Below are 25,171 nucleotides of genomic sequence, written 5' to 3'. Positions count from 1 at the left end.
GGGGCTACATATCAGGCTTCGAATGTGTTTGCAGGATATGACCCGGGTGACTATACGGTAGTGGTGAGAAATGGTGACGGGTGTGTGTCAAGTCCGGTTATGGCGACTATTGACCCTGCTCCGAATACGCCGGCTGATGCAACGGTGGCTTATATACAGCCTACGTGTACAGTGGCTACAGGAACGATTACGGTTACTGCGCAAACGGGTAACGGGATTGAGTACAGTATTGATAACGGGGCTACATATCAGGCTTCGAATGTGTTTGCAGGATATGATCCGGGTGACTATACGGTAGTGGTGAGAAATGGCGATGGGTGTGTGTCAACTCCGGTTACGGCGACTATTGACCCTGCTCCGAATACGCCGGCTGATGCAACGGTAACTTATATACAGCCTACCTGTACAGTAGCTACAGGAACGATTACGGTTACCGCGCAAACGGGTAACGGGATTGAGTACAGTATTGATAACGGGGCTACATATCAGGCTTCGAATGTGTTTGCAGGATATGATCCGGGCGACTATACGGTAGTGGTGAGAAATGGCGATGGATGTGTGTCAAGTCCGGTTACGGCAACTATTGACCCGGCTCCGAATACGCCGGCTGATGCAACGGTGGCTTATATACAGCCTACGTGTACAGTGGCTACAGGAACGATTACGGTTACTGCGCAAACGGGTAACGGGATTGAGTACAGTATTGATAACGGGGTTACGTATCAGGCTTCGAATGTATTTGCAGGATATGATCCGGGCGACTATACGGTAATGGTGAGAAATGGTGACGGGTGTGTGTCAAGTCCGGTTACTGCGACTATTGATGATGTACCTACTATCCCAACACCTCAATTTCAAATAACTCCTTTAGGATGTAATGATACAACGGGAACTATAGAAGTTACAGGTCCTCTTGGTCCTGAATATACGTATCGAATTGACACTGGTGCTTATCAGGCTTCTACAACATTTGCAGGTTATGATCCTGGTAATTACACTATTACTGCCCGAAATACTGATGGATGTACTTCCACCGTTACGGCAACCATAAACCCTGCTCCTGCTATCCCTGCTGATGCTGATGTATCTTTTACACAGCCCAACTGTAATAATCAATTTGGCAGTATAACCATAAACAGCCCTATTGGTCAGGGATTAACCTATAGTATTAACAATGGAAATACATATCAGAGTATTACTAATTATACCGGCTTGCCGGCAGGAAATTATAATATATTAGTTAAAAATGCAGCAGGTTGCGTGTCGGCTAATCCGCAAACGGTAACTATTAACGCTGCGCCTCCTGTACCTAACGCAGCAGGTTATGTCAGGACAAACCCAACCTGTGCCAACCCTTTTGGCTCTATAACTATTACTTCGCCTATAGGAGCAAACTTAGAATACAGTATTGATAACGGAAATTCCTATGATACAAATTTAGTACACAATAATCTTACTCCGGGGCTTTATCAAATAGTAGTAAGAAATACTATTGGAGGATGTATCTCCTCAACTGTAAATGTAACAATAAACCCCGCGCCTAACTTACCTGACGATGCGGTTGTGAATGTCAATCAGCCCGGGTGTAACAACAGTACAGGAAGTATAACTATTCAATCTCCTCTTGGAGCAGGTTATATGTATAGTATTGATGGGGTAACCTACCAGCCGTTAACCACTTTTTATGGCATAGCTCCCGGTAATCATTTTGCTTATGTAAGAAATGCAGCAGGATGTATTTCTGGTAACCCTACGCCTTTCACTATCAATAACCCACCGTCAGTTCCGGTTCCTGCTACAGTTACTGTTACTAATCCTACTTGTACAACAGCAACAGGTACTTTAGAGGTTACAAATCCGCTGGGAGCAGATCTTACTTATACTATTGATGGTATAAACTATCAAACAAGTCCTATTTTTACTGATCTTGATCCGGGCTCATACACAATAAGAACACAAAATGCCGCAGGATGTATATCCTTGCCTGTAACGAGAATTATACAATCGCAGCCTGCTACACCTGAGGTACCAACCTATGTGGTTACACAGCCTGACTGTTTTACCGATACAGGAAGAATAGTTGTTACCAGCCCTATAGGCATAGGTCATACTTATAGCATAAATGGCGGAATAAATTATCAAGGCACTACTACATTTACAAATATTGCACCGGGTGATTATATTATAACAGTAAGAAATAGTGCAGGATGTACGGAAGTATCCGATACTATAACTATTGACAACCCTCCTGCCCCCGCTCCTAACCCGGGAGTTATAACAGGTAACAGCACAATTTGTGAAGGAGAGACCACGCAATTGGCTAATGTAGTTTTAGATGGGGTATGGTCAAGCAGTAATGAAAATATTGCAACAGTAGATGAAACCGGTTTTGTAACAAGCTTATTAGCAGGTACGGTAACTATAAGCTATACTGTGGGTACTGAGTGTACGGATGCAGCTACAATGACAGTGCGTATCAACCCTCTGCCTAAGCCTGATCTTGAAGATATCTATTATATATGTCAGAACTTGGAGACAGAAGAATATAACAACGTAATGCTTAACACCGGACTTTCTAACGGAAATCATAGTTTTGTATGGACAAAAGATGGGACGGTATTACCATATATTTCAGGATTTATTATTGCTGATGAACCCGGAGAATATAGTGTAGAGGCTACTAACCTTAACACAGGGTGCATAGGTGTCGCTACTACTACTGTGGCTGTGTCTTCTATAGCAGTTGCCACTGCCGAAGTTGCCACTGATTTCCAATACAACCAAACCATTACAATAAATGTAATAGGCGGATCAGGCGATTATGAGTTTAGTTTGAATGGAGGTGCTTTTCAGGATGAAAATGTATTTACAAACATAACAGAGGGTTTATATACAATAACTGTTAACGATAAAAACGGATGTGACCCTCTTGTTTTAGAAGTATATGCCTTAAACTATCCTCGTTTCTTCAGTCCTAATGGTGACGGTCAGCACGAAACCTGGAATATTAAGGGATTAAGCGGACAAAAAGATGCTGTTATTTATATCTATGATCGATATGGAAAAGTGATATCAGTAATAAGACCCGGACAAGTGGGCTGGGACGGAACGTATAATGGTGAACGACTTCCTGCTACAGACTATTGGTTTAAATTACTGTACCGATCTTCTAACGGAACAGATAAAGAGTTTAAAGCACACTTTTCACTACTAAGATAATGATAATGACAAAAAAGAAAATGACAAGGATATTAGCCTTTTTACTATTGCCATTTTACTGCTTGGCACAAATACCGGAATATTACAGCTCTGTAAATTTTGGCTTAACAGGTGATGATTTAAAAGATGAACTGGCAGTACTTATTAGCGAAACTCATGTAAATGAATTGGACTATACGCCCGATGTGTGGAACGCTTTAAAAGCCGGAGATCTTGATCCTGAAAATACTGAAAATGTTTTATTGATATACGGATATAATGATAATGATGAAGACCCGGATAATGACAGAACAAGAGATAAAGATGAAAGCTGCCACAATACAAGTGGAGGCTGTCAAGGTCAATGGGTAAGAGAACACGTCTATCCCCGTTCATTAGGAAATCCGAATTTGGAATACGAAGGTCCGGGATCAGATGCACACCACCTCCGACCAATAGATTTTTACATGAATAACTCGCGAAGTAACAAGCGTTTTGCCGATGGTTCAGGAGATGCGGTCGTTGTATCAGGAGGGTATTTCTATCCGGGCGACGAGTGGAAAGGAGATATAGCAAGGATGATGATGTATATGTACGTACGCTACCAATCGCAATGTTTAGCAATAGTAGTTGGTTCAGGAGATACTACACATAGTGAAGACATGCCCGACATCTTTTTAGAATGGAATGCCGAAGATCCTGTGAGTGAATATGAAATGAACAGGAATAATGTATTGAATGACATGCAGGGCAACAGAAACCCTTTTATAGACAATCCTTATCTGGCTACCATTATATGGAATGGTCCTAACGCCGAAAACACATGGTTGCTCAATAGTGACAGCTTTTTAAAAACAGATTTAATTGTTTATCCTACAGTTACTACAGGCACTGTTTATGTTGATAATGCCGATAATCATAATTACTCCTATACCCTATATAATATGGTGGGACAAGAGGTAAAAAGCACATCAGCAGATAATAAAATTGATTTGGAAGGTAATCAATCCGGTATTTACATTTTAAATATAGTTAAAAACAACAAAACAAAATCTTTTCGTATTTTGTTAAAATAATTCAGAATACAAATAAATTTAAAACTATCTTTAAGAATAAATCTTCTTAGCAAAACTCCATTAGCAATAATGGAGTTTTCTTATTTTGAACAAGTTAACGTTATAGTAACGGTCTTTTTACATATAAAACACCCTTAGTTAATATAGGAATTGAAACTTTGTAGTCCATTCAATTGACTTCACCGGAAGCATCCAAATATTAACTAATACAAACTATAATGAAAATTTTGACAACAAAATTACTAACCAAAATTGTTATGTCCATACTACTGCTGGCTACCTGCAATCTATGGGCACAGGGGTATGAAACTTTTTCAAATTTAGGTAGTAGCCAAACTAACTATACCACCAGAACTTGGACAGGTGATAATGGAGTTGGTTGGCAAGCTACTCAAGCCAGAACCGACCAAAACCTTACTGGCGATGCGATATGCTTTAGAGGTAATGGACATTTGGTAAACACTTCCACAATATCCGGAGGTATGGGAACATTAACTTTCAATTACGCAAGAGTTTTTTCAAATAATTCTGTAATGAGAGTATATGTAAATGACGTACAATATGGAGGTGATATAACTGTTTCAAGTACGTCTGCTACGGAGTTTAGCGAAAATATAAATGTAACAGGTAACATTAATATACGTATTGAAAATATATCAGGGAATAATAATAGAATTATTATTGATGACCTCGAATGGACAAGCGGTTTAGCCGCTCCAACCGTTACTACAACCCAAATACTTGATGCTGATATTACGAGTACTTCAGCTATAAGCGGTGGTAACGTTACCAGTACCGGCGGAGCAAGTACAGTGCGTGGTGTGGTATGGAACACTTCTGCCAACCCTACTGTTAGCCTTTCTACTAAAACCAGTGATGGGACAAGTACTGCCACAGGTTCATATACCAGTACTCTTTCGTCGCTTAGCTCAAATACACAATATTACTACAGAGCTTATGCCACTAATGCCGGCGGTACTGCTTATGGTACTCAATATAGTTTTTATACCGCAGCTATCACTCCGGGGGCACCTGTGCTAGGAAACCCCTTTATTGATTCATTTGAAATAACATTAAATGGAAATGGCAATAATAGTGCTGTGGAATATGCTATAAGGGTAAACAGTTCACAATATATAGATGCTTCAGGCGAACTTACAGATAGTGAAGTATGGCAAACCGCAGCAGTATGGGGTACAATAACCGCAACAGGACTTGATGCGGATACCACTTATAGTGTAGATGTAAAAACAAGAAATACAAGCGGACTGGAAACTCCTTTCAGCAGCACTGCTGAAATAACAACTCTATCTGCCTCTGCCCCTTTCATTACTCTTGATAGCGCATCTTTAGATTTTGGAGATGTTTGTACAAATGCTACAGGAAGCGGATCGTTTACCTTTACAGGAGAAAACATTGATGCCGGTTCAGATGTGAATGTGGCAGCACTTGCAGGATATAGCTATTCACTTACAGAGGGAGGAACGTATGAAGATAACCTTACTATCACTAATTACAATAATGAAACAGTTACCGTTTATGTACAGTTCTCTCCCGGTAGTGTAACGAATTATAACGGAAATATTATAGTTTCCGGCACAGGAAGTGGTGATCCGGCAGAATTATCAGTACCGGCAACAGGAAATGGTATAAATACTCCGGGCAACGCAGTAACAGGTACCGCATCAAGCATTACTCAAGTATCGGCTGTTACAGCAGGACAGGCAATAACAGGTGGCTGTACGGCTATAAGCGCGTATGGTGTTGAATACAGTACCACTGATGGCTTTACTCCGGGTACAGGAATACAAGTTGTTGGCAGTAATCTGTCAGGTACTGATTTCTCTGTTACGCTTACTTCGTTATTGCCTCAGGAAACTTATTATTATATAGCTTATATTACTGACGGTTCAGGTACCATATATGGCACACAGTCAAGCTTCAGCACACTATCATTACAAGCTCCGGTAGCTACTGATGCAACTACTGTTGAATCTCTTTCTTTCACGGCAACTTGGGAGGCAGTAACAGGAGCTGAGGGATATTACATAGAAGTAAGCGAATATGAAAACTTTGGCATAGGTACTACAGCAACCGATTTATTTTTCTCGGAATATATAGAAGGTAATTCTTTTAATAAATATCTTGAAATTTATAACGGTACAGGAGTAGCTGTTGAATTATCTGATTATCAAATAAGAGTATATTTTAATGGTGATGGTCTTAATGATTATGTTCATCAAACTTTATCAGGCACACTTAATAACGGTGAAACTGTGGTAATAAGAAATACTTCAGGTACGCTTTATTATGATGCGATAGAGGGTGGTGTTATAATGAACTTTAATGGTGATGACGCGGTAACGTTGTATAAAATAAGTACAGGTTCTTTTGTAGATATAATTGGTAGTATAGGCTACGACCCCGGGACATCCTGGAGTGCAGGAGGAAATCTTGAAACAGTAAACAAAACCTTAGTAAGAAACTCAAACGTACTTGGTGGTGTTACAATTAATCCGGATACAGGAGACGCAGCTTTTGGTAACCCGGCAGTAGGATTCCCTACTCTTGCTACAGAATGGACAGGTTATAGCATAGATACTCAACAATTAGGCAGCCACACTTTTGATGGTACTTTTACACCTTCTTTCGTTGAAGGTTATGAAAACCTTGATGTAGGTAATGTAACTTCTTATGAAATAACAGGGCTTGAGCAAGGTGTAACGTATTATTATCGGGTTAGGGCCAGAAATGCAGAATCGAATGCTATTTCGGGAAATTCTAATACCATTGAAGTTACTACAACCATAACCCTTCCCTATCTTGAAGCTACAACACTTGAAGATTTTGGCAGCGTTTGTATAAATACAACAACTACAAATGAAAATTATTTTACCGTTACAGGGCTTAACCTTGATGAAGATGTGGTTGTAGGTCCGCTTACAGGATACACATTTTCTGCAACTTCCGATGGTACTTATACAGAAACTTTAACTTTTACGCCGGAAGGCGATGAAACTTTATCGGCAGATGTATATGTAAGGTTTACCCCTGTTAATGAAATTTCATACAATGGCAATATACCTGTAACCGGTGGCGGTACTGACGATAGCCTTACAGTAGCCGTAACAGGTGAAGGTATAAATACTCCGGCTACAGTAACAACTGCAAATGCCTCGTTAATAGATGTATTTACAGCAACTTTGGGTGGTAATGTTACTGACGAAGGTTGCTCAGCAGTTACAGTGCGCGGAATAGTATATGGTACTTCTTCCACTCCTGCTATCGGAGATGCCGGTGTTATCCAGCAAGCTGCCGCAGAAACAGGAGCAGGTGCTTATACCGTTGCTATTACAGATTTAGAACCTTCAACACTATACTATGTAAGGGCTTATACTATTAATAATGCAGGTACGGTATATGGCAGCGAAGTTAGTTTTACAACATTACCTTACACAGTAGAGGCACCAGTAGCTACCGATGCAACAAACATTGAAAGCGATAGCTTTACAGCCAATTGGGAAGCCGTTACAGAAGCCACAGGATACTACTTAGATGTAAGTACAAGTTCTGATTTTATACCTGAAACAGCAGGAAGTACGAATACGGAAACTTTTTCTAATATGGGTGCCCCGGCATCAGCAGATATAACAAGAACATGGACTGGTGACAATGGTATAGCGTGGGAAGCTACTGATGCCAGAACAGACCGATCTATAAATAGTAGTAGCGCAATTTCCTTTAGAGAAGGACACCTAATTAACACAATACCTATTCCGGGAGGTTTAAGTTCGATTAGCTTTAACTACCAGAAGGTTTTTACCAGCGGAGAATCTACCCTTAAAGTTTATATAAATGGTACGCAATATGGAGGAGATATTGCTGTTGTAAATCCTTCCACTACTGTACATGAATTTAGCATAGATAACTTGAATATTGAGGGAAATATTACTATTGAAATTGTAAACTCAGGAGGCGGTAGAGTTGCTATAGATAACCTTACCATAGTAGGTATTTCAAGTGAATCAACTTTTGTTGAGGGGTATGAAAATTTAGATGTAGGCAACGTAACCTCTTATGAAGTAACAGGGCTTGAACAAGGAGTTACCTATTACTACAGAGTGAGAGCAGAAAATATCGATTACAACGCAGTTTCGCCAAACTCTAATACTATTGAGGTTACAACAGCTATTGTGCTTCCTTATCTTGAAGCAACTACGCTTGAAGACTTTGGCAGTGTGTGTATAAATACAACAACTACAATTGATAACTACTTTACCATTACAGGACTTAACCTTAATGAAGATGTGGTGGTAGGACCACTTACAGGTTATACTTTTGCTGTAACCCCTACAGGCACTTATGCTGAGAGTCTAACATTTACGCCTGAGTCAGATGAAAGCTTATCTGCTAATATATATGTAAGATTTGCCCCTGTTGATGAAATTTCCTATAACGGTGAGATACCCGTAACAGGAGGCGGTACAGATGATAGCCTTACCGTAGCCGTAACAGGCGAAGGTATAAACACTTCGGGAACAGCAGTAACAGGAGTGGCATCAAATATCACACAAGTATCAGCTACAATAGCAGGACAAGGTGCTGAAAGTTGTACGGCTATAACAACCTACGGAATAGAATACAGCATTACTGATGGCTTTACAGTTGGCGAGGGTATACAAATTGAGAGCAATAACCTTACCGATTCCGATTTCTCGATAGCACTGTATTCACTTGGTGCAGGAACAACATATTATTACAGAGCCTATATTACAGATGGCTCAGGTACGGTATATGGAGATCAGGCATCATTTACAACTACTAATTTAAATGCTCCTGTAACCACTGAGGCAACTACTGTTTTATCAGACTCTTTTGTTGCCAACTGGACGGCTGTAACAGGAGCTACAGGATACTACTTAGATGTAAGTACATCACCCGAATTTACAACTGAGGTGGCAGGAAGTACAAATACTGAAACTTTTTCTAATCTTGGAAGTAGCCAATCTAATTACGCAATCAGAACGTGGACTGGCGATAATGGCATAGAATGGGAAGCAACCGATGCAAGAACAGACCAAGATCTTAACGGAGATGCAATTAGTTTTAAAGTAGGACATTTAACTAATACTACTCCAATATCAGGTGGTTTGGTTTCATTAAGCTTTAATTATAAAAGAGTCTTTTCAGGAAACTCTACACTTCAGGTGTTTATAAATGGTACACAATACGGGGAAGATATAATTGTTAGCGATACCAACCCCAATCCGTTTAACATTACAGGACTTAACATCCCCGGAGATATAACAATAGAACTTGTAAACTCCGGTAACAGAATAGTTGTAGATGACCTAACCGTAGTTGGTATTTCAAGCGAATCAACTTTTGTTACAGGGTATGAAAACCTTGACGTAGGTAATGTAACATCATATACTGTTACAGGCGTTGAGGAACTTACTACATACTATTACAGAGTAAGAGCCTACAGTACCAACAGTACATCGGCAAACTCTAATACTACAGCCGTTACTACCAAACCTGCAAGTATTGTTTGGAATGGTACGCAATGGACTCCTTCGCAATATCCCGATACTACTCCGGTGGTTATTGATACGACTATTGATGCTTTTATTGAAGGGGATTATAATACGGCTACCGATGGTTCTTTTGAGGTGAAAACTCTGACGGTGAACAGTGGTCTTGTCGTGGTGGCTGAGGGGACTTCGATTACCGTAGCCGATGAGATTGTGAATAATAACGGGGCTGAGAATTTTATTGTGGAGAATAATGCGAATGTGATTCAGCTTAACGAGGCTACTAATGTGGGGGAGATTACTGTACAAAAAATGAGCTCTCCGTTGTACCGACTGGATTATACGCTTTGGTCTTCGCCGGTGCGCGGTCAGAATCTGCAAGGGTTTTCTCCGGAGACGCTGGCTAATCGTTTTTATGATTATGATGAAGCGACTGACCTGTTTGGGGCTATTGATCCTGATGCAAATGATTTTGAAGAGGGTTTAGGCTATCTTATTCGTATGCCGAATGATCATCCTGCTTTTGTGGATGCGGGTACTCCGGGTACGGCTTGGATGGGGACTTTTGTGGGGGTGCCTTATAATGGTACGGTTACTGTGCCTATGGAAACGGCTTTCAACGGGTATAACCTTGTGGGGAATCCTTATCCGTCGCCTATTAATATTCATGATTTTTATGAGGCTAATACCGGTATTTTAAATGGGTCTTCTGCCCTGTATTTCTGGAGAAAGCGTAATGATCCGGATGCTACTACATATTGTACGATAACCATGGCGGCTTATACGGCTAATCAGCAAACCGGTGGTTGGGGTGATACGGGTTCGGATACTTTTGTGGGGGATCCTTCTGCATGGGTAATTAATCCCGGACAGGGGTTCTTTGTTCAGGCTGTAGGAAGTACGCTTACTTTTAATAATAGTATGAGGGCAGATGTGAATAATGAACAGTTTTTCCGAATGAGTCCGCAGGATAATGAGCTTGATATTTCAAGATGGTGGTTGAATCTTACGGGTAATTCGGGGGAGTTTAGCCAAATGGCGGTGGCGTATAGTGATGTGACTACGGATGGGCTGGATTATGGCTGGGATGGTAAGGCGTTGACGAATGACGGGCTTGTGAAGGTGTATTCTACGCTAGAGGAGAATAGACTGGCGATACAGGCAAGGGCATCGTTTGCGGATACGGATGCGGTGACTTTGGGCTACAGTGTGACGGAGGCGGGCAGTTATACGCTTAGCTTGGATCATACGGATGGTTTGTTCTTGGAGGGGCAGGATATTTTTCTTACGGATAATGTTGCGGAGGAAACGGTGAACCTTGGGTATATTGATTATGTGTTTGCTTCTGAAGCAGGTACGTTTGAGGATCGATTTGTTATTACATATCGTCTTGCTCCGCTTAGTAATCCTGAATTTGAGCTGAACAATAATAATGTGATGGTGTTTGCTAAGGATGAAGTGATTACCGTTACTTCCGGAAACTTGGAGATGGCGGATGTTGCTATCTATGATGTGCGGGGCAGGTTGTTGTTTACGCAGTCGGGTATTAATGCTTCGGAAGTGGTTATTGACTCTTTGCAATCGCAACAGCAAATGCTTATCGTGAAGGTAACAACGGATAAGGGAACGGTGTCCAAGAAAATTGTGTTCTAAATATTAGAGATTAATTTATTTTTATCTACATAGTATCATCCCCTTGCAGCGTGCTGCAAGGGGATGATTATTTAATAAATAATTACATATTGATAATCAATATGTTAAAATTAAATATTTTGATACCACTTAACTTAAAATTAATCTAAACAGGCGATTTATTTAAACTAAAACGCTATTTTATAAATAGTTAAACTACAAAATTAAAATAACAACAGCTTTACCTCCAATGAATAATTAGTTAATATATAATTATATACTTTGTATGTATTTGGCATTCAGTATTTAAACAAAAAATAGTAACTAATTTATGAAAAAAAAATCACCCAAAAATTTATTTCAGGTAATAGCAACGCTGTTATTCTGTATAATGTTCAGTGTCTCATGGGGACAATCAATTTTTACTAACTCCATTACAGATAGTAATCCCAGCGCAAGTAACCCCTATACTTCCGGGCAAGTAGTAAATGCTAATATAACCGCAAGCGGTATCGGCAGAGGTTCCGGCATAGGTGCAAACGCAGGAAGTGGCAGGTATAATGCAAACTCTTGGAACACGAGCAGTTTAGATGCTACTGCTTATTTTCAATTTACCATAACTCCAAATGCAGGATACAAAATAAATTTTGTGAGTTTTGTATATACAGGTCAAAAATCAGGCACAGGACCAAGTTCTTTTGCTGTTAGAAGCAGTCTTGATGGCTATACAGCAAATATTGGCTCACCTTCAGCAACAGGAACTACAATAAGCCTTTCTGCTGCTGCTTATCAAAATATAACTACGGCAATTACATTTCGTTTTTACGGGTGGGGCGCATCAGGCGCATCGGGTACATACAGTATAAACGATTTCACTTTTAACGGAACCGTTGTAGCGGCTGCTTCTGCCCCTGCTGTTACCACTACACAAATACTTACTACCAATATTACAACTAATTCCGCCATAAGCGGGGGTAATGTAACCAACGTTGGCGGTGCAAGCACAACACGCGGTGTAGTATGGAATACCTCTTCAAATCCCACTATTGCGCTATCTACAAAAACAAACAACGGTACCAGCACCTCTACAGGAGCATTTAGCAGTAATATAACAGGACTGTCGTCAAACACTCTTTATTACTACAGGGCTTATGCCACGAATAGCGCAGGTACATCTTATGGTACTCAATACAGCTTTTATACCCATTCCGTTACTCCCGGCACTCCATTGGTTACCAATGCTACTTTTAACAGCCTGGATGTAACATTAGACGTAAATGGAAATAATGCAGCAACCCAATATGCTATAAGGATAGACGGTACTAATTTTATTGACGCATCAGGCAATATAAGTGCTACCGAAGTGTGGCAAACAGCAGCAGCGTGGAGTACTGTAACAATTAACGGACTTGATGAAGAAACTACTTACAGTTTTGATGTTAAAGCCCGTAACAGTGCAAACGTGGAGACAGCCTATAGCACTGCAGCAGAAGGGACTACAATTTCGGCAGCAGCGCCTTTTTTCACTCTTGATGAATCGTCACTTAATTTTGATACGGTATGTATAAACAATACTTCTGATGGCTATTTAATATTTAGTGGTGAAAACTTCAGTACAAACGCAACAATAAATGTGGGTGCACAAACAGGGTTCAGTTATTCTCTAACCGAAGGAACGGGTTATACAAATACATTATCTGTTACAAACTACAACGGCGGGCAGGTTACTGTTTGGGTACGATTTTCGCCTACAGTAGTACAAGTATATGATAATACAATCAACCTTTCAGGTACAGGAGCAGATGCTGAGGCTACACTTGATGTTATAGTTACAGGCGAAGGTATAAATACCCCTGCAACAGTAACAACAGGAGGCTCGTCGGGTATAACGGTAACAACAGCAACCCTTGCAGGAGATGCTGCCGAGGGTGGATGCACCGCCGTTACCGCTTACGGAATAGAATACAGCATTACTAATAATTTTGTTCCCGGAGCAGGTACACAGGAAACAAGCAATAATATTTCAGGTACAGGTTATACCGTTTCTCTTTCAGAGCTTATGGCAGGTACTACTTATTATTACAGAGCCTATGCCACAGACGGATCGGGAACAACCTACGGAAACCAGGCATCATTTACAACAAGTGGTCTGGATGCTCCTGTAACTACTCCCGCTACAACAATTACATCTAGTTCATTCATTGCCAACTGGACGGCCGTAGAAGGTGCTGAAGGGTATTATCTGGATGTAAGTGAAGATGAAAACTTTTCACAAGGTTCTTATGCGCCCGACCTTATCATTTCAGAATATTATGAAGGAAATACAGGGAGTAATAAATATTTAGAAATTTTCAACGATACAGGAGCAGCTGTTAACTTATCCAGTTATCAGCTTGTTTTATATTCTAACGGAAGTACAAGCCCTACTACATCAGCAGGACTAAGCGGTACACTGGCAAACGGAAGCACCATAGTACTTAAAAACGCTTCTGCCACCCAATATACAGGTGCAACAACTACTAACGCTGCAATCAATTTTAACGGTAACGATGCTATTGCATTATTTAAAAATGGTGTGCTCATCGATATTTTTGGTACAATAGGTAATTCATCAAACTTTGCGGTTGATGTAACAGTAAGAAGAAATCCGGCTGTTACAGGTCCTTCAGCTACCTATAATTCAAATGAATGGATTAGTGGCAGTCTTAACCTTAGTACTTTAGGTTCTCATACGTATAACGGTGGAATACAACCTTATTTCGTAACCGGCTATAACGGTCTTGATGTAGGCAATATAACCTCTTATGAGGTGACAGGTCTTAACGAGTTCACCACTTATTATTACAGAGTAAGAGCCTACAGTACCAACAGTACATCGACCAACTCCAATACTACTTCGGTTACTACTAAACCGGCAAGTATTGTTTGGAATGGTACGCAATGGACTCCTTCGCAATATCCCGATACTACTCCTATTGTTATTGATACGACTATTGATGCTTTTATTGAAGGGGATTATAATACGGCTACCGATGGTTCTTTTGAGGTGAAAACTCTGACGGTGAACAGTGGTCTTGTCGTGGTGGCTGAGGGGACTTCGATTACCGTAGCCGATGAGATTGTGAATAATAACGGGGCTGAGAATTTTATTGTGGAGAATAATGCGAATGTGATTCAGCTTAACGAGGCTACTAATGTGGGGGAGATTACTGTACAAAAAATGAGCTCTCCGTTGTACCGACTGGATTATACGCTTTGGTCTTCGCCGGTGCGCGGTCAGAATCTGCAAGGGTTTTCTCCGGAGACGCTGGCTAATCGTTTTTATGATTATGATGAAGCGACTGACCTGTTTGGGGCTATTGATCCTGATGCAAATGATTTTGAAGAGGGTTTAGGCTATCTTATTCGTATGCCGAATGATCATCCTGCTTTTGTGGATGCGGGTACTCCGGGTACGGCTTGGATGGGGACTTTTGTGGGGGTGCCTTATAATGGTACGGTTACTGTGCCTATGGAAACGGCTTTCAACGGGTATAACCTTGTGGGGAATCCTTATCCGTCGCCTATTAATATTCATGATTTTTATGAGGCTAATACCGGTATTTTAAATGGGTCTTCTGCCCTGTATTTCTGGAGAAAGCGTAATGATCCGGATGCTACTACATATTGTACGATAACCATGGCGGCTTATACGGCTAATCAGCAAACCGGTGGTTGGGGTGATACGGGTTCGGATACTTTTGTGGGGGATCCTTCTGCATGGGTAATTAATCCCGGACAGGGGTTCTTTGTTCAGGCTGTAGGAAGTACGCTTACTTTTAATAATAGTATGAGGGCAGATGTGAATAATGAACAGTTTTTCCGAATGAGTCCGCAGGATAATGAGCTTGATATTTCAAGATGGTGGTTGAATCTTACGGGTAATTCGGGGGAGTTTAGCCAAATGGCGGTGGCGTATAGTGATGTGACTACGGATGGGCTGGATTATGGCTGGGATGGTAAGGCGTTGACGAATGACGGGCTTGTGAAGGTGTATTCTACGCTAGAGGAGAATAGACTGGCGATACAGGCAAGGGCATCGTTTGCGGATACGGATGCGGTGACTTTGGGCTACAGTGTGACGGAGGCGGGCAGTTATACGCTTAGCTTGGATCATACGGATGGTTTGTTCTTGGAGGGGCAGGATATTTTTCTTACGGATAATGTTGCGGAGGAAACGGTGAACCTTGGGTATATTGATTATGTGTTTGCTTCTGAAGCAGGTACGTTTGAGGATCGATTTGTTATTACATATCGTCTTGCTCCGCTTAGTAATCCTGAATTTGAGCTGAACAATAATAATGTGATGGTGTTTGCTAAGGATGAAGTGATTACCGTTACTTCCGGAAACTTGGAGATGGCGGATGTTGCTATCTATGATGTGCGGGGCAGGTTGTTGTTTACGCAGTCGGGTATTAATGCTTCGGAAGTGGTTATTGACTCTTTGCAATCGCAACAGCAAATGCTTATCGTGAAGGTAACAACGGATAAGGGAACGGTGTCCAAGAAAATTGTGTTCTAAATATTCGGGAAATAGTTTATATTAATTTTTGATTGGTAAATCGCCTGAAAAATATTTTCAGGCGATTTTATTTTTTAGATATTATTTTTTGTAATTATTATTCTCCACATACTCTTTTAATGAAGTTCCCAATATTTGATTCCATCCTTTTTCAAATTTCTCTCTTTTAAGTTCCTCTGTTGGAGGGAAGGTATCCAAACCTGTATGAGTAAGCACAAGTTTGGTTATATCATCTTCTGCAAAAAGTTCAAACGTAACATACGATATACCGTCATACCCATCATACTTCCAACTATAGGTCAATTTATTTTCAGGTATAACTTCGGTTACTTCACATACGTGAAGAAAATTATTGCAATCGGCATCAACAACAAGAAAATTAAACTTAAAACCTACTTCGGGTTTAAAAGCTTCAAGGTTAAAATACCATTGCCTCATTTTCTCAACATCAGTTAATGCCTGCCATACACGGTGAACAGGAGCGTTATAAGTACGCGTAACGACTAAAGGACTTGTTTCCATAATATAAATGTTTATTGTTTACTTATTTTTCATCTTCCAAGAAAGCGCCCAGTGCATCCAGTTTATCATTCCAAAACTCCTTATATCGATTCGTCCATTCGGCAACTTCCCTAAGTTTGGATAGTTCCGCATGGCAGTAACGCTCCCTTCCCTCCTGCTTTATGGTTACTAAACCGCACTCTGCAAGTATCTTTATATGTTTGGATACTGCCGGGCGACTAATCTTAAAATTATCTGCCACAGCATTCAGGTTTAGTTCCTGTTGGGATAATAGGTTTATAATGGCTCTGCGGTTCGGGTCGGCTATCGCCTGAAATACATCTCTTCTCATTTTATTTATGTAACTATTCGGTTACAAATATAAGGAACCATTTGGTTACACAAATATATCTTTAAACAAATTTTAAAATTTATCTTTGCAACCACTTAATTAACGCTATGCAACATCATTTCATCATCTATAAGCCTTATGGTTACCTCAGCCAGTTTATCTATAACCTGAAGCGGAATAAAAAGCTGTTGGGAGAATTATATAACTTTCCTGAGGGCACTATGGCGATAGGCAGGCTGGATGAGGACTCGGAAGGTTTATTACTGCTTACTACCGATGGGATGATGAGTGAAACTGTGCGCAGTAAAAAAGTAGAAAAGGAATATTATGCCCAAGTGGACGGGCTTATAACCCCTGAAGCGGCACAACAGCTACAGGAAGGCGTAGAAATAGGTTTTAAAGGAACACGTTATACTACCCTGCCCTGCAACGCTGCTATACTGCAACAGCCTCCTTCCTTTCCTGAGAGAGGTAAAAAGATACGGGATGAGCGGCACGGTCCTACCTCGTGGGTATCGATAACGGTAACCGAAGGTAAGTTCAGGCAGGTACGTAAAATGACATCGGCGGTGGGATTTCCCACTTTACGACTAATCAGAGTGCGTGTGGGTAATATATATCTAAACGATATGCAACCGGGTGAGGTTCGTGAAGTGGAAGGATTTACGCTTTAGTAATGACTATAGCTTACCGGAGAGAAAGCGGTATATATTTTCCTGAGATCTTATAGCAGTGCCATTATCCTGTAATTGTAATGTAATAATATCCTTTATTTGTTGCTTGATAACCTCATCATAAATAGGGAAACAAACTTCTATACGCCTGTAGATGTTTCTGTTCATCCAGTCGGAAGAGCCCATGTATATTTTTTCGTCACCGTTATTATGAAAAATAAATACCCTGCCGTGCTCTAAATACCTGTCCACTATTCTTTTTACGGTTATATTTTCGCTAAGCCCTTCTATACCGGGTACAAGGCAGCATATTCCTCTCACAATAAGTTTTATTTTCACACCTGCACAGGATGCTTCATAGAGCTTATTAATAAGCAGCCGTTCTTCAAGATTGTTCAGTTTTATAGTTATAGCGGCAGGCAGCCCGCTGTTACTATTGACAATTTCGTTATTAATAAGTGTTACAAAGGTGTCAAGCAGGTTAAACTGCGCCACCAAAAGATGGTTATAGTCCTGATTATCATCAGGTGCAGGTTTTTGCGCCTTGCACAGGAAATGAAAGGTATTTTCAAGCTCTTTCAGCATTTCCTGATGCGAAGTAAGCAAAATATGATCAGTATAAAACCGTGCCGTACTCTCATTAAGGTTGCCTGTAGCCAGCAATCCTAAATAATCCAGCTTATAGGCTGTATTAAACTTTATCAAAGCTGTTTTGGCATGTATTTTTAATGATGGTACGCTATAAACTATCTTCACCCCTGCATCACTTAGTTTTTTAGCCCATTTTATGTTGTTCGATTCATCAAATCGGGCTTTCAGCTCTACCACTACGGTTACTTTTTTTCCGTTACGAGCAGCACTGATAAGTGCATTTGCAATTCGGGAATCGTTAGCAACCCTGTAAACCGTAACATAAATTTCTTCGACATCTTTATGTATTGCAGCTTCATTAAAAAATCGGAGTATTGTATCGTATGAATGATAGGGTGTATGTATAATCATATCATTCATTGTAATATGGTCTAACAGTAGTTTTGAACTAAACTCTTGGTTTACCGGGATCCATTTGGCATATTCGAGCGATGGTTTATTTATAGGCAAAGAGGCAAAATCTTTTAGATTATGATAACAGCTTCCCGCTACAAGGTTCGCGCTTTTCAGTTTTAATGCATCTATGAGTATATGGAGATATACTTCAGGCATTTTAGCATCATACAAAAAGCGGGTTGCTAATCCGAAATCGCGATTGGCTATTTTCTTTTCCATTCGTTCGGCAAGGTCTTCACTATACTCATCATCAAACTCAAGCGCGGCATCTCGGGTAATTTTAAAACTGTATGTTCCCTCTACATTGCAATCAGCAAAAATATACTGCAAGTGATACTTTATAATATCATCCAGAAAAAGGATATACTGTTTGTTATTTACAGTAACAGTATAAAAACGAGAGAGTTCTTCCGAAGGTATATTTAACATATACTGTTTTGCACCGCCATGTTTATCTGTAACGGGTACTAAAAAGAAAAGTTTGTGATTCTCTGTAAAATAATCTGTATCACCATTTAATAAAACAGGTTTTAAAAAAGCCAGTACGTGTGTAAAGAAATAGTTTTCAGCTTCTTTCAGCACTTCTTGGGGCAGCGCCACATCATAAAGCAAATGAATATTTTGTTCTTTAAGTCCAGGTAGAATTTTTTCTCTTAAAATCTTCCCGAACATTTGCTGTTGGATATGTACCAGTTTATTAATTTTTGAAAGAATATCTTTATACTTCTTTTGGTTTTTTTCTTCTTTCTTAGCTATCTTCTTTAAAACGGTTAAAGCGGGAATCCTGACTCTGTAAAACTCATCGAGGTTGGAAGAGTATATAGAAATAAATTTCAGGCGTTCAAAAATCGGTACATTTTCATTGGTAGCTTCGAGTAGTACTCTTTCGTTGAATATGAGCCAACTAAGGTCTCTGTCAATATAATTTGTATCGACTTCCTGTTTTAGTGTTTTTTCCTCCATTTATGCTTTATAATCACTAAAAATATCAATTTGCAGGTTAATGAATGTTAATTTTTAATTATTTTATAGTAAAGTAGTTAGCAGCGTTTTAATTACTGTTGCTGTACTTCTTCTGTTTTTTTATTATACCGCTTTTCGGGGCGTATTATCATTCGCAACGGTTGATCTTGAGAAAAATAGGCAACCATCCAGTTCCAGAAAGTAACAATCCTGTTGCGGTAACTAATTAAAGACATAAGGTGGATGAAAAGCCATGCCAGCCATGCGATAAAGCCGTTAAAGTGCATTTTGGGCTTAGGGATATCTACCACTGCCTTATTTTTACCGATAATAGCCATAGAGCCTTTGTCATTGTATTTAAAAGACTGTAAGGCTTCACCCTCTACCATTCGTTTAAAATTTTTAGCCAGTTGAATGCCTTGTTGTATAGCCACCTGAGCTACCTGCGGGTGTCCGTCCGGGAAATTTTTATCAGTAGTTTGTATAGAGGTATCGCCAATGGCATATATGTTAGCAGTATTGATAACCTTGTTAAACTCATCTGTTATCATTCGTCTGCCTCTGCCGTAACTTTCCTGTGGTATGCCATCAAAAACTTTTGCCGATACGCCTGCTGCCCATATCAGGTTTTTAGAGCTTATCGTCTCTCCTGTAGAAAGGAAAACGGTATCGTCAGTAAAATCAGTAACACGAGCATTGAGCTTAATAATAACACCCATTTTTTTCAGAGCATTATAGGTGGCTTCCTGCGATTTTTTACTCATAGGTCCTAAAAGTTCCGAACTGCCATCTACAAGGTAAATATTACTGGCACTTGTGGCAAGCTCAGGATATTCCTTTCGTAATACCCCGTTACGCATTTCGGCAAACATGCCTGATACTTCAACTCCGGTAGGACCTCCACCGGCTACAACTATGTTAAGATATTTTCTGCGTTCCCTGCTGTTCGTACAAATAGTTGCTTTTTCCATGCGTTGCAACAACCTGTTTCGCATTTCTATGGCATCATTAAGGGTTTTCATGGGTATGGCGTTATTCATTACATTTTCCATACCAAAATAATTGGTCTCTGCCCCTGTTGCAAAAACCAGTTTATCATATTCCAACTCCCCGTTATGCAATACTACTGTATTGGTTTCGGGTCGCACCGAAAGTAGTTCGCCAAAACGAAACTGTACATTTTTTTTGCCTCGAAACAGTTTCCTGAAAGGGTAACTTATACTGGAAGGCTCTAAGTAGGCTGTAGCTACTTGATATATTAGCGGAGGAAAAAAATTATAGTTATTTTTATCTACGAGTGTTATAGAAAAATTTTTATTTCCCGCTAGGTTCTCTGCCAGGTTTACACCTGCAAAACCACCTCCTATTATTACTATTTTCATGAAGATAATTTTTTTTAATAGTTATCCTTTTTGTAAGGATAATACTCTATAAAGTTAGGTATTTTAAGGATAAACAACAATTGTAAGACCTCTCTATCCTTAATTTTATGAAAGATTTGGGATTTATAAAACAGTATTATTATTTTTCTGCCGAATACTTAAAATTTTACATCCTATTGCACGTTATGAGTAATAATAAATATAAAAACAGATAACCCTCTGCTTTAGGTACACCTGTTATATTTTAATATATTTATCATAAAAAGAAATATACATGCTTAATTATGATGGTATATCGATTGCCGAAGCTACTGCGATGCAGAATGAAATGCGAAATCGTATTGTTTTAAAAAGTGATGACACTCCCATAACTACTATTGCCGGAGCTGATATATCGCACAATAAGTACAGTGATACGGTATATGCGGGTATAGTAGTATTACGTTTTCCTGAAATGGTGGTACAATCGTATTCGCTGATTGCTGCTGAAACAAAATTTCCTTACATATCGGGCTATCTCGCTTTTCGTGAAGTACCGGCACTGTTGCAGGCATGGGAGCAATTGCCCCAAAAACCTGATGTGGTAGTGCTGGACGGACAGGGTATTACCCATCCCAGGCGTATGGGCATAGCCTGCCACTTTGGGTTGCTTGCCGATTGTGCTGCTATTGGCTGTGCTAAAAATATGCTGTTTGGTAATTATCCTGAGTTATCTCCAAAAAAGTTCAGTAATAGCTCTATTTACATTAATAATGATGTTGTAGGCTATGCACTGCGTACAAAAGATACTGTAAAGCCTGTTTTTATTTCGCCCGGACATAAAATCTCGGTTGAAGACAGCCTTACAGTTATGACGCAATGCATTGGTAAACACAGGATACCTGAACCCACGCGCATGGCTCATGAAAAAGTAAACCTGTTTAGAACAGGAAAATTAACATCGGGGTATCATGTTGCTGATATACAAGGGAGTTTATTTTAAAGTTATTCGAAGTTATCATACACTCTTTCAAATTCTTTACTGTTCTCCCATTGTTGGGCAAAAGTTTTATCATGTATTGCCAATATACGAGGCTTAAACTCGGCAACCATACCGTTTGCCACTACAAAATCGACAGCCTGCTTATAGGAGTTGTACATACTTTTATAAAAAGTACCATAGCGTATTTCGCGCTTTGCAGTATATTTTTGAGCGGTTTCAATGTTATACAACATCACATCGGCAACAACATAAGCATCTACACCTAACGAAAGAAAGTGTTTAATGTATTTTTGCGCTACGGAGCGACGCAGTTTCGGACGTTTACCCCTTACCGGAAAATATTCATGTAATATTTTTAGCTTAGCCTCCTGCTCCAGTTTATCCTCTTTGGGGTTAAATATAAAATTGTAATAGGTTTTTACATCTGCAAACTTTTCATACAGTGCCATCAACTGTTCTTCAAGCTCTTCTTTGGGCAGGGAAACAAGGTATTTTTTAAGGTCACGTTTACTCATAATGTATTGTAGTACTCAAAAATACACGATTATTATATTTACTGCAATAAAATCAGTAAAATGATATTGGAAAAATATATAAAATAGTATTTTTGCAATCCCTATAAGTTCTAAAACTAAATCAATTTATACTGTGGAAAACCCAAGCGCACAAAAATTAATACATAAAATACAACTTGATTTATTCAAGAATGGTTTTAATATCGAAACGTTAATTGAAGATCTTAAAAAATTGCGTACCTATGCAATGGATGAACAAAATCCGATAGCAACAAAAGCTATCCGATTAACGTATGAACACCTTGAAGAAAATGGGGCTTTCCTGATACCGATTCCTGAGGATGAACCGCTGGAAGATGAACAAGGTGATGGAACAAGTGCTGAAAAAACGATGAGTAGTGAGAACAATTTAGAAAGTCTTGATTACTTACTTTCGTTGTTTACCGACCTTAAAAACAAAAATAACATGCTTGACCTTAAAGAATATAACAAGGCATTTTTAGCATTTTAAACAAAACTGAATATTTATTGTTTATAAAAGCTGTTTGGTTTCAAGCAGCTTTTTTTATAGTAATCTTTCTTTCTTAAACACGTTATTGATTATTACCTTTGCACAAATTGATAAAACATGATACGATTTTTTAAAATAATAGCTACGCTCGAAGGAGTTTCGCTACTGGTGTTACTTTTTGTTGCCATGCCGTTAAAATATATATGGGAAATGCCCGAAGCCGTGCGTATAGTGGGAATGGCGCATGGTTTACTTTTTATAGGCTATATTATACTGGCTATAATGCTTAAAGTAGAAGAAAGTTGGGCTTGGAAAAAATTTCTTATCATCTGTGCGGCATCCGTAATACCGTTTGGCACATTTTACATTGAATCGAAGTATTTCAAAACCAAAGCATAACTTATCCGTATGGAATTATTAGACTGGTCATATCCTATTTTTAAAAATCTCGATTTTAGCGATACAGCAGCACGCTATGGCAGCTTATTGGTAAATTTAGTTTTTGTTGTTATAATAGCTTATGTACTCGACTTTTTATCCAAAAAAATACTGATAGTAGCTTTTGATTCATTTGCAAAAAAAACAAAAACATCTTTTGATGATTTTCTGATAGCCAACAAAGCATCAAAACATATAGCCCATCTTATCCCGCTTTTGTTTATCTATTACATCATTCCGTTAGTACTTAAAGACTTCCTGAACTGGGAAATATTATTTGAAAGAGGGATAAACATATTCATGATTCTCCTGATACTGTGGATTGTAAGAAGCATTTTGAACGCGTTACGGGATTACCTGAAAATACAACCCAATTATAGCGACAAGCCCATAGACAGCTACATACAAGTAGTAATGATAGTACTGTGGATATTTGCCGTAACAGCTATGGTAATGCTGCTGTTTAGTGTCGATTTTTTAAGTATAATAGGTACATTCGGTGCCGTATCAGCAATAATACTATTAATATTTAAAGATACTATACTGGGTTTTGTAGCCAGCATACAGGTAAGCGTTAATGACTTGGTGCGTATTGGCGACTGGATAACTATGGAAAAATATGGTGCTGACGGAGATGTTATCGAAATTAACCTTGCTACTGTTAAGGTACGTAACTTTGATAATACCACTACCACAGTACCTACCTACAGCCTGATATCCGACTCGTTTAAAAACTGGCGCGGGATGGTAAATTCAGGAGGCAGGCGAATAAAAAGACACGTACTTATAAAAGCCAACAGTGTACGCTTTGTAAATAATGATGAGATAGAAAAGTTTAAAAAAATACAACTGCTGTCATCCTATATAGAACACAGGCAAGCCGATATTGAAAAGTATAATGCCAATAATGCCATAGACAAAACCATACAGGTAAACGGCAGAAACCTGACTAATTTAGGATTGTTCAGGAAATACATAAGCGAATATGTAGAGAACCATCCTGCTATTAATAAGGATTTAACTATGATGTGCCGCCACCTGCAACCTACAGAGAAAGGTATCCCCGTAGAGATATACGCATTTACATCAGACAAACGCTGGGCAAACTATGAATACATTATGGCTGATATTTTTGACCATGTCATTGCATCGGTAAAATATTTTGACCTCGAAATTTTCGAACTGCCTTCACAAAACAATGCTCCTTTTGTAGAAGATTAATAATCTTTTAAACGGTCTTTAACATACTCTATCTGAGTTTTGCCATGTGGCAAAGGCTTTCCCGAAGAATCGAGATTTACCATTGTAATATTATCTACGGTAATAATTTTTTCACGAGTCATAATGTTACGTACTTCCGATTTTAATACTAAAGAAGTTGTACCAAAATGCACCACATCAATACCTATCTCTACCACATCGCCCTGTTTTGCAGAGCTCATAAAGTTAATTTCCGACATATGTTTGGTTACTACCCTCTGATTTTCGAGCTGTACTATAGAGTATAAGGCTGCCTCCTCGTCTATCCAGGCAAGCAGCTTACCGCCAAATAGCGTTCCGTTAGGGTTCAGGTCTTCGGGTTTAACCCATTTTCTGGTGTGAAATCTCATCTGCAATAATTTTATATAGCTAATTTACTAGATCTGTAGCGTTAACAGTTACACAAAACAATATTTAACCTATAACCATTTCGTAGTAAATTACTTGTTTTTATATTGCAAAATTACAGCTATGTTATAATAAAATCGAATAAAACCAAATGGTTTTATCTATACCATAATAAACAAACCCTGCCTTTTGCAAGG

15 protein-coding genes are annotated in these 25,171 nt (G+C 39.3%); 9 read left to right on the top strand and 6 right to left on the bottom strand.

The genetic code is table 11. The annotated features are described in order from the left end of the window. The 4 genes from E0W68_RS06055 to E0W68_RS06040 all read left to right on the top strand — a co-directional run. Positions 1 to 3,219, top strand: a 3,219-nt coding sequence (locus tag E0W68_RS06055; protein ID WP_135218513.1) for a T9SS type B sorting domain-containing protein, incomplete at its 5' end; no start/stop codon positions are given. 5 nt (positions 3,220 to 3,224) lie between these two features. Next, positions 3,225 to 4,274 carry an endonuclease gene (locus E0W68_RS06050; RefSeq protein ID WP_162845809.1) on the top strand — a complete coding sequence of 350 codons (1,050 nt, stop codon included), beginning with the start codon at positions 3,225 to 3,227 and terminating at the stop codon, positions 4,272 to 4,274. A gap of 257 nt (positions 4,275 to 4,531) precedes the next feature. After that, positions 4,532 to 11,461 (top strand): T9SS sorting signal type C domain-containing protein, encoded by a 6,930-nt coding sequence (locus E0W68_RS06045; protein ID WP_162845808.1) that lies wholly within the window; start codon positions 4,532 to 4,534, stop codon positions 11,459 to 11,461. 310 nt (positions 11,462 to 11,771) lie between these two features. Further along, a complete protein-coding gene (locus E0W68_RS06040) occupies positions 11,772 to 16,001 on the top strand; it encodes a lamin tail domain-containing protein (RefSeq protein ID WP_135218510.1) in 4,230 nt (1,409 codons plus the stop codon). Positions 16,002 to 16,082: 81 nt separating this feature from the next. Here the strand turns inward: E0W68_RS06040 and E0W68_RS06035 are convergent, their stop codons facing one another. After that, positions 16,083 to 16,523 carry an SRPBCC family protein gene (locus E0W68_RS06035; protein ID WP_135218509.1) on the bottom strand — a complete coding sequence of 147 codons (441 nt, stop codon included), beginning with the start codon at positions 16,521 to 16,523 and terminating at the stop codon, positions 16,083 to 16,085. A gap of 22 nt (positions 16,524 to 16,545) precedes the next feature. Further along, the gene (locus tag E0W68_RS06030) at positions 16,546 to 16,854 is read right to left on the bottom strand and encodes an ArsR/SmtB family transcription factor (RefSeq protein WP_135218508.1); all 309 of its coding nucleotides are present in this window, start codon (positions 16,852 to 16,854) and stop codon (positions 16,546 to 16,548) included. 107 nt (positions 16,855 to 16,961) lie between these two features. Here E0W68_RS06030 and E0W68_RS06025 point away from each other — a divergent pair, with 107 nt between their 5' ends. Continuing rightward, positions 16,962 to 17,528: a pseudouridine synthase gene (locus E0W68_RS06025; RefSeq protein WP_135218507.1), complete on the top strand. Its 567-nt coding sequence runs from the start codon at positions 16,962 to 16,964 to the stop codon at positions 17,526 to 17,528. A gap of 6 nt (positions 17,529 to 17,534) precedes the next feature. Here the strand turns inward: E0W68_RS06025 and ppk1 are convergent, their stop codons facing one another. Together ppk1 and E0W68_RS06015 are read right to left on the bottom strand one after the other, a co-directional pair. Then, a complete protein-coding gene (ppk1, locus tag E0W68_RS06020) occupies positions 17,535 to 19,538 on the bottom strand; it encodes a polyphosphate kinase 1 (RefSeq protein ID WP_135218506.1) in 2,004 nt (667 codons plus the stop codon). A 92-nt stretch (positions 19,539 to 19,630) separates the two neighbouring features. Further along, positions 19,631 to 20,920, bottom strand: coding sequence for an NAD(P)/FAD-dependent oxidoreductase (locus tag E0W68_RS06015; protein ID WP_135218505.1), 1,290 nt, complete (start codon positions 20,918 to 20,920; stop codon positions 19,631 to 19,633). A gap of 274 nt (positions 20,921 to 21,194) precedes the next feature. On the opposite strand from E0W68_RS06015, the gene nfi reads away from it, so the two are divergent. Further along, positions 21,195 to 21,902: a deoxyribonuclease V gene (nfi, locus tag E0W68_RS06010; RefSeq protein WP_135218504.1), complete on the top strand. Its 708-nt coding sequence runs from the start codon at positions 21,195 to 21,197 to the stop codon at positions 21,900 to 21,902. Between the two features lie 2 nt (positions 21,903 to 21,904). On the opposite strand, the gene E0W68_RS06005 is transcribed toward nfi, so the two are convergent. Beyond that, on the bottom strand, positions 21,905 to 22,417 hold the full coding sequence (locus E0W68_RS06005) for a DUF6155 family protein (protein ID WP_135218503.1): 513 nt from the start codon (positions 22,415 to 22,417) through the stop codon (positions 21,905 to 21,907). Positions 22,418 to 22,550: 133 nt separating this feature from the next. Between E0W68_RS06005 and E0W68_RS06000 the strand changes: the two genes are divergently transcribed. The 3 genes from E0W68_RS06000 to E0W68_RS05990 all read left to right on the top strand — a co-directional run bounded on the left by E0W68_RS06000 (position 22,551) and on the right by E0W68_RS05990 (position 24,587). Further along, positions 22,551 to 22,928: a hypothetical protein gene (locus E0W68_RS06000; protein WP_135218502.1), complete on the top strand. Its 378-nt coding sequence runs from the start codon at positions 22,551 to 22,553 to the stop codon at positions 22,926 to 22,928. Between the two features lie 117 nt (positions 22,929 to 23,045). After that, the gene (locus E0W68_RS05995; protein WP_135218501.1) at positions 23,046 to 23,327 is read left to right on the top strand and encodes a DUF3817 domain-containing protein; all 282 of its coding nucleotides are present in this window, start codon (positions 23,046 to 23,048) and stop codon (positions 23,325 to 23,327) included. Positions 23,328 to 23,336: 9 nt separating this feature from the next. Continuing rightward, positions 23,337 to 24,587 carry a mechanosensitive ion channel family protein gene (locus E0W68_RS05990; RefSeq protein WP_135218500.1) on the top strand — a complete coding sequence of 417 codons (1,251 nt, stop codon included), beginning with the start codon at positions 23,337 to 23,339 and terminating at the stop codon, positions 24,585 to 24,587. On the opposite strand, the gene E0W68_RS05985 is transcribed toward E0W68_RS05990, so the two are convergent. Then, the gene (locus E0W68_RS05985; protein ID WP_135218499.1) at positions 24,584 to 24,976 is read right to left on the bottom strand and encodes an acyl-CoA thioesterase; all 393 of its coding nucleotides are present in this window, start codon (positions 24,974 to 24,976) and stop codon (positions 24,584 to 24,586) included. The two genes, E0W68_RS05990 and E0W68_RS05985, sit on opposite strands and share 4 nt — an antisense overlap. Positions 24,977 to 25,171: the final 195 nt, after the last annotated feature.

The organism is Flavobacterium salilacus subsp. salilacus (assembly GCF_004634195.1).
In the GTDB taxonomy this organism is placed as follows: Bacteria; Bacteroidota; Bacteroidia; order Flavobacteriales; family Flavobacteriaceae; genus Flavobacterium; species Flavobacterium salilacus.
Note: the sequence above shows the minus strand (reverse complement) of the source record. Positions and strands in the feature narration are given on the sequence as shown.